Annotated in this window: 8 protein-coding genes; 6 read left to right on the plus strand and 2 right to left on the minus strand. The window is 74.9% G+C overall.

All coding sequences use genetic code 11. The features are described 5' to 3' along the window. Window positions 1-13: 13 nt before the first annotated feature. The 3 genes from ACFYNO_RS32520 to ACFYNO_RS32530 all read left to right on the plus strand — a co-directional run bounded on the left by ACFYNO_RS32520 (window position 14) and on the right by ACFYNO_RS32530 (window position 6,251). Window positions 14-688, plus strand: a complete 675-nt coding sequence (locus ACFYNO_RS32520; RefSeq protein WP_388020935.1) for a TetR/AcrR family transcriptional regulator — start codon at window positions 14-16, stop codon at window positions 686-688. A 304-nt stretch (window positions 689-992) separates the two neighbouring features. After that, a complete protein-coding gene (locus tag ACFYNO_RS32525; protein ID WP_388020938.1) occupies window positions 993-4,823 on the plus strand; it encodes an ABC transporter ATP-binding protein in 3,831 nt (1,276 codons plus the stop codon). A 174-nt stretch (window positions 4,824-4,997) separates the two neighbouring features. Further along, a complete protein-coding gene (locus ACFYNO_RS32530; RefSeq protein WP_388020941.1) occupies window positions 4,998-6,251 on the plus strand; it encodes an MFS transporter in 1,254 nt (417 codons plus the stop codon). Here the strand turns inward: ACFYNO_RS32530 and ACFYNO_RS32535 are convergent. Next, on the minus strand, window positions 6,234-7,133 hold the full coding sequence (locus ACFYNO_RS32535; RefSeq protein ID WP_388020944.1) for an ATP-grasp domain-containing protein: 900 nt from the start codon (window positions 7,131-7,133) through the stop codon (window positions 6,234-6,236). The genes ACFYNO_RS32530 and ACFYNO_RS32535 overlap by 18 nt on opposite strands. Before the next feature lie 185 nt (window positions 7,134-7,318). On the opposite strand from ACFYNO_RS32535, the gene ACFYNO_RS32540 reads away from it, so the two are divergent. Then, window positions 7,319-7,822 carry an NUDIX hydrolase gene (locus tag ACFYNO_RS32540; protein ID WP_388020946.1) on the plus strand — a complete coding sequence of 168 codons (504 nt, stop codon included), beginning with the start codon at window positions 7,319-7,321 and terminating at the stop codon, window positions 7,820-7,822. Between the two features lie 21 nt (window positions 7,823-7,843). Here the strand turns inward: ACFYNO_RS32540 and ACFYNO_RS32545 are convergent, their stop codons facing one another. Further along, entirely contained in the window at window positions 7,844-8,755 is a 912-nt protein-coding gene (locus ACFYNO_RS32545) for a hypothetical protein (protein WP_388020949.1), read from the minus strand. A 268-nt stretch (window positions 8,756-9,023) separates the two neighbouring features. Here ACFYNO_RS32545 and ACFYNO_RS32550 point away from each other — a divergent pair, with 268 nt between their 5' ends. Together ACFYNO_RS32550 and ACFYNO_RS32555 are read left to right on the plus strand one after the other, a co-directional pair. Beyond that, a complete protein-coding gene (locus tag ACFYNO_RS32550; protein WP_388020952.1) occupies window positions 9,024-9,968 on the plus strand; it encodes an LD-carboxypeptidase in 945 nt (314 codons plus the stop codon). A 63-nt stretch (window positions 9,969-10,031) separates the two neighbouring features. Beyond that, window positions 10,032-10,730 (plus strand): nucleoside/nucleotide kinase family protein, encoded by a 699-nt coding sequence (locus ACFYNO_RS32555; protein ID WP_388020955.1) that lies wholly within the window; start codon window positions 10,032-10,034, stop codon window positions 10,728-10,730. Window positions 10,731-11,151 lie beyond the last annotated feature (421 nt).

Consider the following 11,151-nt stretch of genomic DNA (forward strand, 5'->3'; position numbering starts at 1 on the left):
TACGATGGGATTCATGTCGAACAGCCCCGGAGCCGCCACGACCCCCCGCAGAGACCAGATCCGCCGGGAGGCCGCTCGGCTCTTCGCGGCACGGGGATTCCTCGGCGTCGGGGTGGACGAGATCGGCAAGGCGGTCGGGATCAGCGGCCCGGGCCTCTACCGCCACTTCTCCGGCAAGGACGCGATGCTCGCCGACCTGCTGGTGGGCATCAGTGAGCGGCTGCTCGAGGAGGGTCGCCGCCGGTCCGCCGCCGCCGACCCGGCGGACGCGCTCGACGCCCTGATCGACGGCCACGTCGACTTCGCGCTCGACGACTCCGACCTGATCACCCTGCACGACCGCGAGCTGTTCCACCTCAAGGAGGAGGACCGCCGCCGGGTGCGCCGGCTGCAGCGCGAGTACGTGGAGCTCTGGGTCGCCACCGTCCGCGCGGCCTTCCCCGCGCTCGCCGCGCCGGAGCGGGAGCCCGCCGCCCGGGTCGCCGTGCACGCGGTCTTCGGCCTGCTCAACTCCACCCCGCACAGCCTCGGCCTGCGCCCCTCGACGGGCCCGGCCGCCGCGCCCGCGCCGGCTGCCCCGCAGGGCGGCGCACCCGACCGCGCGGACCTGCTCTCCCGCACCGACATGGCCGCCCTGCTGCACCGCCTGGCCCACGGCGCCTTCACCGCCGCCGGCGCCGCGGCCTGAGCACCACCCGCACCACCCGCCGGCTACGCCGCTCACGCGTCGCTCCGGCCACCTCCGCCCCCGGTCCTAGGGCGAGCGCTCCACCGCGCCCCCGCCGCTCGCCCCGTGCGCCCGGCGGCTCCTGAGTGCAGGCTGTTGGGGAAGGAAAACCGGCGGCCCGCTGTTGCTGCAGCCGGGTTGCACCGCCCCGCGTCCGCCCCCCGAACGGGCCCGCGCCGGCGTGCGACGCCCGCCCCCACCACCCGGCCCGGCGCCCCGAAACATCGTGGACGACCGCCTCAGGAAATGGTTAGTATCCCTAAATATGCCTGATACTCACGGCTCCACCAGGGAGATAGCCTCAGCGGCCCCGACCCCCGCCGCGGGGCAGACCCCCGCCCCGACCTCAGGTTCCCGCGACCCGGCCGTCCCGCAGGTCCCCGCCACCCCGCCCCGGGGCTGGCTGCGCCGGCTGACCACCTACTGCTGGCGCTACCGCCGCAACTTCCTCCTCTCGCTCGGCGCCTCGCTCGCCGGCATGGCGGTGACCGCCCTCGTCCCGCTCTTCACCAAGGTGATCATCGACGACATCGCGGCCGGCCGCTCCGGCTCGCTGGTCCCCTGGGCTGTCGCCCTGATCGCCGCCGCGCTGCTGGTCTTCGCCTGCACCCAGATCCGCCGCTACACCGCGGGCCAGCTCGCCCTCGACGTCCAGCTGGACCTGCGCACCGACCTGTTCCGCTCGATCTCCCGGTTCGACGGCGTCCGCCAGGACGCCCTCGACACCGGCCAGATGGTCGGCCGCGCCACCTCGGACCTGCAGCTGGTGCACGGCATGCTCTCGATGCTGCCGATGATGACCGGCAACCTGCTGCTCTTCCTGATGTCGCTGGCCGTGATGGTCTGGCTGTCGCCGCTGCTCACCGTGGTCGCGCTGGTCATGGCCCCCGCGCTCTGGTGGCTGGCCGACCGGAGCCGCAAGAAGCTCTTCCCGGCCACCTGGTCCGCCCAACAGGAGGCCGCCGCCGTGGCCGGCGTGGTGGACGCGGCGATCGGCGGCGTCCGGGTGGTCAAGGGCTTCGGCCAGGAGGAGCAGGAGCTGGGCAAGCTGGAGCGCGCCTCCCGCTCGCTCTACGCCTCCCGGCTGCGCGCGATCCGGATGAACAGCCGCTTCACCCCGGCGCTGCAGGCCGTCCCCGCGCTCGGCCAGGTCGCCGTGCTCGCCCTGGGCGGCTGGCTCGCCGTGCACGGGGAGGTCACCCTCGGCACCTTCGTCGCCTTCTCCAGCTACGTGGCCCAGATGACCGGCCCGGTCCGGATGCTCACCATGGTGCTCACCGTCGGCCAGCAGGCCCGGGCGGGCGTGGAGCGCGTCTTCGAGCTGATCGACGAGCGGCCGCTGGTGCAGGAGGCCCCCGACGCCCGCCGGCTGGAGCCGGTGGCCGGCGCCCCCGCGCTGGAGTTCGACCAGGTCGGGTTCCACTACCGCGACGCCGACGGCGCCGAGGACGGCGCCCCCGTGCTGCGCGACCTCACCCTGGCCGTCGCCGCCGGCGAGACGCTGGCCCTGGTCGGCTCCTCCGGATCCGGCAAGTCCACCGTCGCCCAGCTGATCCCGCGGTTCTACGACCCCTCCGGCGGCACCGTCCGGCTGTTCGGCCAGGACCTGCGCGAGCTGACCCTGGACTCGATCCGCTCCGTGGTCGGCATCGTCCCCGAGGACAGCTTCCTCTTCTCCGACACCGTCCGGGCCAACATCGCCTTCGGCCGCCCGGGCGCCACCGACGAGGAGATCGAGGCCGCCGCCCGCGCCGCCCAGGCCGACGAGTTCGTCCGCGCCCTCCCCGAGGGCTACCGGACCAAGGTCGGCGAGCAGGGCCTGACCCTCTCCGGCGGCCAGCGCCAGCGGATCGCGCTGGCCCGGGCGATCCTCGCCGACCCCCAGGTGCTGCTGCTGGACGACGCCACCTCCGCGGTCGACCCGAGGATCGAGTCCGAGATCCACCACGCCCTGCACGAGGTGATGGCCGACCGCACCACCGTGCTGATCGCCCACCGCCGCTCCACCCTCCAGCTGGCCGACCGGATCGCCGTGCTCGACCACGGCCGGCTGCTGGACCTCGGCACCCACGAGGAGCTGGAGGAGCGCTGCCCGCAGTACCGGGCGCTGATCACCGACCCGGAGGCCGAGCGCCCCGAACCCACCATCGAGGAGCTGGAGGGCGAGCCCGCCCCGGCCGCCGCCGAGCCGCCGCCCGGTCACTCGATCGCCCGCACCGCCGCCCGCGGCGCCGACCCGGAACTGCTGGCCAAGGTCGCCGCCCTCCCTCCGGCCACCGACACCCCGGCCATCCCGGTCGCCGAGGCCGCCGCCGGCGACCCCGACTTCTCGCTGGCCCGGCTGCTCAGGCCGTTCCGCCCCGCGCTGGCGCTGGCCTTCGTGCTGCTCGCGCTGGACGCCGCCGCCGGCCTGGCCCTGCCGGTGCTGATCCGGCACGGCATCGACGACGGCGTGACCAAGGCCGCGATGTCCGGCGTCACCTTCGCCGCCGCCGCGGCGCTGCTCGTGGTGCTCGGCGACTGGCTGGTGCAGAGCATCGAGAACCGGGTCAGCGGCCGCACCGGCGAGCGGGTGCTCTACAGCCTCCGGCTGAAGATCTTCGCCCACCTCAACCGGCTCGGCCTGGACTACTACGAGCGCGAGCTGTCCGGCCGGATCATGACCCGGATGACCACCGACGTGGACGCGCTCTCCTCGTTCCTGCAGACCGGCGTGGTCACCGCCGTGGTCAGCCTGCTGACCTTCTTCGGCATCTTCGTCGCCCTGCTGCTGATCGACGCCGGCCTGGCGCTCATCGTCTTCGCCGTGCTGCCGGTGCTGGCCATCGCCACCGTGGTGTTCCGCCGCAAGTCCAAGGCCCAGTACCAGGTCTCCCGCGAGCTGATCAGCACCGTCAACGCCGACCTGCAGGAGAACGTGGCGGGCATCCGGATCGTCCAGGCGTTCCGCCGCGAGCCGGACGCCGTCCGCCGCTTCCAGGAGCGCGGCACCGCCTACCGCGACGCGCGGGCCCGGGCGCAGCTGTACATCTCGCTCTACTTCCCGTTCGTCCAGTTCCTCTCCAGCGCCGCCGCCGCGCTCGTGCTGATCTCCGGCGCCCACCGGGTGCAGGCCGGCACCCTGACGGTCGGCGCACTGGTCGCCTACCTGCTCTACATCGACCTGTTCTTCGCCCCGGTCAACCAGCTCTCCCAGCTCTTCGACGGCTACCAGCAGGCGGCCGTCGGCCTGGGCCGGGTCCGCGAACTGCTGCGCACCCCGACCACCACCCCGCAGGCCGCCGAGCCGGTCCCGGTGGGCGAGCTGCGCGGCGAGATCCGCTTCGAGGACGTCACCTTCGCCTACAACGGCGGGGGCGAGGGCAACCCGGACGTGCTCACCGGCATCGACCTGCGCATCCCGGCCGGCCAGACCGTGGCCCTGGTCGGCGAGACCGGCGCCGGCAAGTCCACCCTGGTCAAGCTGGTCGCCCGGTTCTACGACGCGACCGGCGGCACGGTGCGGATCGACGGCACCGACGTCACCCGGTTCGACCTGACCGGCTACCGCCGCCGGCTCGGCGTGGTCCCGCAGGAGGCCTACCTGTTCGCCGGCACGGTCCGCGACGCCATCGCCTACGGCCGCCCCGACGCCACCGACGCCGAGGTGGAGGCCGCGGCCCGCACGGTCGGCGCCCACGAGATGATCACCGGACTGTCCGACGGCTACCGGCACCAGGTGGCCGGGCGCGGCCGCAACCTGTCGGCCGGTCAGCGCCAGCTGATCGCCCTGGCCCGGGCCGAGCTGGTCGACCCCGACGTGCTGCTGCTCGACGAGGCCACCGCGGCCCTGGACCTGGCCACCGAGGCGGCCGTCAACCGCGCCTCCGAACTGCTGCGGGAGAGCCGCCCGAACCGCCCGCACGGCCGCACCACCCTGGTCATCGCCCACCGGCTGACCACCGCCGAGCGTGCCGACCGGGTGGTCGTGCTGGACCACGGACGAGTGGTCGAGGACGGCACGCACCGCGAGCTGCTGGCGGTCGACGGCGTCTATGCGCGCCTGTGGCGGTCCTTCATCGCCGACGGCCGGATGGCCGCCGAGGTCGCCGGCTGACGGTCCGTTCGATCACGGAGCGGTTTCGGCCCGGTGCCGACTCGGCAGCCCGGGGCCGTTCGGGGCGCCACCCGATTCCCGGGTGGCGCCCCGAACTGGTAAACATGCGGAGCGACCGCACGGGGAGGGCGGGCGAGTCCCCACCCCCCTGAGGTCGAGAGGCCCCGACGTCCCATGTCCCCGCGCCTTCGCGTGGCGGGGCGCAGTGCTGCGCACCACGCTCCTCCCCCCGCGGCCGACCAGGCCCGCCTCCCGCTGATCGCGCTCTACGCGGTCGGCGCGCTGCCCGGCTACCTGGCACCGGCGATCACCGGCCGACTGGCCGCCGACTCTCCGCTGACGGCCACTCAGGCCGGCGCGATCGGCAGCGCCCTGCTGCTCGCCTCGGCCTGCGCCGCCGGTGCCCTGGCCGGCCGGGTCACCCGGTTGGGCCAGGCCCGGACGGCCCGGACCGGGCTGCTCCTGCTGCTCCTCGGCTGCCCGCTGGCCGGCATCGCCGGACCGGGCCGACCGCTCCTGCTGCTGGCCGGCTGCCTGCTGGCCGGCCTCGGCGCGGGCACCGCCGGCGCGGTCGCGGCCACCGGCATCGCGGCCGCCGCCCGGCCGCACCGCCTCTCGGTGCGCGGCCTGCTCGCCACCTCCGCCACCGCGAGCTTCCTCTACCTGCTGCTGCCCCGGCTCGGCCGGGCACCCGCCCTGCCGTTCCTGGCCCTGGCCCTGCTCGCCGCCCTGGCCTTCCCGCTCACCATCCGGCTGGCCGCCGCCCGGACCGGGGCCGCCGCCACCCGGACGGCCGGACGGCTGCCGCACCGGCGCGCCGGGCTGGCCCTGGCCGGCGGCCTGCTGCTCTGGTCGCTGGCGCAGAACGCGCTCTGGGGCATCAGCGCCCAGCTCGGCCTGCACCAGGCGGGGCTGACGGAGCGCCGGGTCGGCCTGGTGCTCGCCGTGGCGCTGGGCGGCGGCCTGCTCGGCGTGCTGGCGGCCGGCGCGCTCGGCGACCGGCTCGGCAAGGTGCTGCCGGTCGGCGCGGGCACCGCCCTGATCGCCGGCTGCGTCGCGCTGATCGCCGCCGGCCGCTCGGCGGGCGCCTTCGCCGGCGGCGAGGTGCTGTGGAACGGCCTCTACCCGCTGGTGCTCAGCTACCTGCTGGGCACGGCCGCCGCGCTCGACCCGGCCGGCCGCTGGACCGTGCTGGCCGGCGTGGCCTGCACCCTGGGCCTGGTCGGCGGCCCGCTGGCCGGCGCCCTGCTCACCGCCCGGGCGGGCGGCCCGGCGATCGGCGGCCTGCTCGGCGGGGTGCTGCTGCTCACGGCCCTGCCCCTGGGCCTGGCCGCCCGGACCGCCACCGAGCGGGCCCGCCCGGTGCTGCCCGCCCAGCGCCGGACCGACCACGTCGACCGGGCAGCGGTCTCAGGTGGAGATCAGTGAGGAGAGCAGCCCGGACACCTCGGCGCCCTTGGGCAGGTCGCTGACCTGCCCGTCACCGACCTCCACCACCATCCAGCCGCCGCCGTCCGCCAGCTGCGCCAGATCCGTGGTGACGAACCGGCAGCCCAGCGAGCGGACCAGGGAACGGACCAGGGTGAGGTCCGGCGCCGGGAACGCCCCGGGCGTGTCCGGGTGCGGACCGGTCAGCACCGGCTCGCCGTCGACCCACCAGACCCGGGCCTCGGAGCCGCGCACCGCACCGTCCGCCCCCGGCAGGTGCCCCGCGGCCGGGGCGAAGTCGTGGAACCGCCGCAGCACCACCCCGCCGGCCAGGTACTCGCCCTGCAGCTCGACGAACCGGTCCACCACCCGGGCCACCGCCGGCAGATCGGCCAGCTCCGGGATATAGCAGGCCTCGTGCCACTCGTGCTTGCGCGACTTCACGTAGTCCTTGACGATCGCCGGGCCCTGGCCGCCCAGCCGGTCCACGGCCCCGGCCAGCTCGCCGCGCCCGGCCCCGGCGGGCAGCCAGACGCTGTCCGGGGTGGCGCCCTCGAAGGTGCCGTACCAGCCGGGCAGCTCGTGCGCCGTCGCGTAGGCGGCCGCGCTGGTCAGCAGGTGGCAGTCGCGCTCGGCCAGCGCCCGCACGAAGCCCGCGTAGGCCGTGACCGGCAGCATCCATCCCCGGTACCAGGCCGGCCCGGTGCCCGCCGGCACCCAGCGCACCGCGGCGGCCGGATCGCCGGCCAGCAGCGCGTCGTGGTCGACCAGCGCCGTCTCACCGCCCAGGCCGCGGACCAGTTGGGCCTCGTAGGAGTAGTGCGGATCGACCCTGCGGGGGTTCAGCGGATCCAGCGGCAGCAGGATGGTCGGGGCTGGCATGGCCCACAGGGTAGCGGGGTGGTGCCCCGGGCCCGCACGTTTTCGCCGTGCCACGCCAGGGGCGTGCGGGACGACCGGCGCCCCTCGGCGTGCATCGGTGGCACCGAGGGGTGTTGACGGTAGGTCAGTGGCGCGCGCCACGGGTCACGTCGACACCGGCGGCGCCCCGCTGGCAAGCTGACCGGATGCGAACTCCACGCCAGGCGGCCCGGACCGTGGTCATCGACCCGGAAGGAGCCGTCTTCCTGCTCCGCTCCGACAACGACGAGGTCGGGGTGCACTGGAGCCCGCCCGGCGGCGGCGTCGACCCCGGCGAGACCCCCGAGCAGGCCGCACTGCGCGAACTGGGCGAGGAGACCGGCTGGACCGACCTGCGCCCCGGCCCGCTGCTCTGCACCTGGGAGCACGACTTCACCCGGAAGGGCGTCCCGGTGCGCCAGTCCGAGCACGTCTACCTCACCGCCGGCCCGCACCGCGGCCCGCTCGGCGACGTCAGCGAGGCCCACGCCCAGGACCGGATCCTCGACTGGCGCTGGTGGAGCCCGGCGGAGCTGGCCGACCCCGCCGCCGAACCGCTCTGGCCGCCGACCCTCGGCGAACTGGTCCGCGGCGTCCGCGCGGCCTGGGCGGACGGCCGGGAGGCACCCGCGCCGGTCCACCTCGGCTACCTGCCCAACCCGCCGCACTGACCGCCCCGGGCCGGGCGCCGGTCAGTCGCGCCGGCGCCCGCCGCCCGGACGCTCGGCGACCACCTGCCACTGCGCGGGCCGCAGCTCCCGGTCGTGCAGCGCCTCGGTGTTCACCACCACTGTCAGCTCCGTCCCGGCCAACTCCTCGACGGACAGCCCGGTCTCGCCGGCCAGCAGCTCGGTCGGCACCGACACCGCGATCGAGGCCCGCCAGGCGGGCAGCACCACCAGCGTGGTGCCGCGCCCGACCTTGACCAGCTCCGCGGCGACCCGGCGCCGGCAGTCTTCGGCCCGCCGACCGCCCAGCGGCGCGGACGGCCGCGAGCCGCCGATCAGCACGCCGAGCGGCGGCTCGGAGCGGGCCGGCTCGCCGTCCACCCCGTCCGGCGCCGGCTGCTCGACCGCGGCCGCCAGCGCCGCCGGCTCGGCCGCCGGCCGGGCCCGAGTTCCCGGGCGGGGCGGCTCCGCCCCGGCCGGGAACTCGGGCACGGCCGGCCGGACCGGCCGCCGCGACGGCAGCTGCCGGCGCACCCGAGGGCGGGGACGGCCGGCCGTCGGCCGCCAGTCGTCCACCGAGGCCGGCTCGACGTGCAGGTCGGCCGAGCCGTCCCGCTGCGCGGGCACCGCGCCCTCCTCGGCGGGGTCATCGGCCAGCGCCAGCAACTCCCGCACCTCGGAGATCGACTGGTGGCTCGCCACCGCCAGGTCGTCCAGCCCGGCGCCCTGCTCATAGGCGGACCGCAGCCGGGAGGCCAGGCCGGCCCGCAGCCTCGCGGTGGTCGCGGCACCCGCGTCGGGGCGCTCCGGCGCCGCGCCGGACGGATCGTCCACGGACCCGCCGGGCACCGCCGACCCGCTCGGCGCGGCCGGCGAGCAGACCTGGGGCAGGCCGACCGGCACCGCGGCCGCCGGGGGCGGGTTCGGTGTGTCCATCGGTATGAACGACGAGTTCATAGGTTGTGGTCCTCCGCTGTGCAGTCCGCCCGAATCCTGCCGTACCGGCGGAGCAACGTCCATGCTCCGGGTGTCAGAACCCCACAAAATTCCTGCGGAACCACCCCCGGCAGGGCACCGAACTGACCGATCGTCACCTCTGGTTGCCTGTGCACAACCCACCACTGAGCGGACATCAACCCGCGCCGGAGCGGTGACAATGGCCCCGAACGCGCATCCGGCTCCACCGACCCGAAGGACCCGACCCATGGCCGCACCCACCGCCGTCAGGGCGCTGACCCGCCCCCGCCGACTCGTCCCGGGTGACCGGGTGGCCGTGGTCGCCCCGAGCGGCGCCATCGACCCGGAGCGCCTGCGCGCCGGCTGTGAGCTGCTGCGCTCCTGGGGCCTGGAGCCCGTGGTCGGACCGCACGTGCTCGGCACCCACCCCCGGCTGCGGCACTTCTCCGGCACCGACGACGAACGCGCGGCCGACTTCCAGCAGGCTTGGCTCGACCCCTCGATCGCCGCCGTGCTCTGCGCCCGCGGCGGCTTCGGCGCCCAGCGGATGGCCGACCTGGTGGACTGGGACGCACTGCGCGAGTGCCCGCCCAAGCTGCTGATCGGCTTCAGCGACATCAGCATCCTGCACGAGCAGGTCGCGCAGCGGCTCGGACTGGTCTCCCTCTACGGACCAGTCGGCGCCGGTGTCTCCTTCATCGAGGACCGGGCCACGGCCGAGCACCTGCGCCGGACCCTCTTCACGCCCGAGAGCGTGCTCACCCTCACCGGCCCCGAGGCCGGCCCGCTGATCCCGGGCCGGGCCGCGGGCACCACGGTGGGCGGCTGCGCCGCCGTACTCGCCTCCGACCTCGGCGCACCCTCCGCCCGGACCTCCTACGCCGGCGGCATCCTGCTGCTCGAGGACGTCAACGAGGCGCCCTACCGGATCGACCGCATCCTCACGCAGCTGATCCGCTCCGGCGCGCTCGACGGCATCCGCGGCGTGGCGCTCGGCTCCTGGCTGGACTGCGGGGACCCGTCCCGGATCCGCGACGTGCTGCTGGAACGGCTCGGCCCGCTCGGCGTGCCGGTGCTCTGGGAGCTCGGCTTCGGGCACTGCCCCTCCACCCTCACCGTGCCGCTCGGCGTACCGGCGGTGCTCGACGCGGACGCCGGGACGCTCACCCTGGACCTGCCCGCGCTCGCCTGACGCAGCCCCATCGTTGCGGAATCGTCGGTTCCGAAGCCGGCCGGCTGCCGCCACAATGGGGCGATGGAGACCGGCCGAACCGAACCCCGCACCGAGGTGCAGCCCGCCGAACTCGTGGCGGAACTGCTCGGCAGGCTGCACGAGGCGCGCGCCGGCGGACGGCTGCTGCTGGGCCTGACCGGCGCCCCCGGCGCGGGGAAGTCCACCCTCGCCCGCCACCTGGTCGAGGAGGTCAACCGGAGCGCCGGGCCCGGCACCGCCGCCTACGCGCCGATGGACGGCTTCCATCTCTCCAACACCCAGCTCGACCGGCTCGGCCTGCGCGACCGCAAGGGCTCCCCGCCCAGCTTCGACGTCCGCGGCTACCTGGCGCTGCTCGCCCGGCTGGCCGCCGACCGGTTCCACGACATCTATGTCCCCGACTTCGACCGCAGCCTGGACGAGCCGGTCGCGGCCCGCCACCTGGTCACCCCGGGCACCAGGCTGGTGGTAACCGAGGGGAACTACCTGGCCGCCGACGCCCCGGGCTGGACCGAGGCCCGCGCACTGCTCCACGACCTCTGGTATCTGGAGGCCGACGACGAGCTGCGCGCCGAGCGCCTGGTCCACCGCCAGCTGGCCGGCGGCCGCGACCTCGCCGCGGCCCGTGCCTGGGTGGAGCACAACGACCAGCCGAACGCCGAGTACGTGAAGCCGAGCCGGGAGCGCTGCACCCGAACCGTCCGGATCGCCTCATTTGCCTCGGACGCCCAGGGGGCGTAGTGTTATCTGGTCGCTCGGCAGGGAGCACCGGACACGTATCCACGCGGACGGTCCCGGAGCGGCCACTCTCCCGAAAACACCACTTCTCAGTAAGTATGACTCTTCCGTGCGCCCTGGCGCCGGGGGCTTGTTTTGCTGTGCCGGTAATTCGGGGAACTGGGCCGGATTCGCTTTTCGGAGCGGAGTTGGGCTAAAGTTCAACTCGTCGGACGGGCCGTCAGGTCACGGAAGACGAAAGCGAGTTGGTGAAGAGCTGAGGTTCGGATCTGATAAGCTTGAAACACGAAAGAACGAAGCACCCGGAGGGTCCGCTGGAAAGCGGCTCGAAGGAAGTGTCCGTTCCTTGAGAACTCAACAGCGTGCCAAAAGTCAACGCCAGATATGTTGACATCCCCGGCCTCGGTCATTCTGATCGGGGTTG

The organism is Kitasatospora sp. NPDC006697 (assembly GCF_042869935.1).
In the GTDB taxonomy this organism is placed as follows: Bacteria; Actinomycetota; Actinomycetes; order Streptomycetales; family Streptomycetaceae; genus Kitasatospora.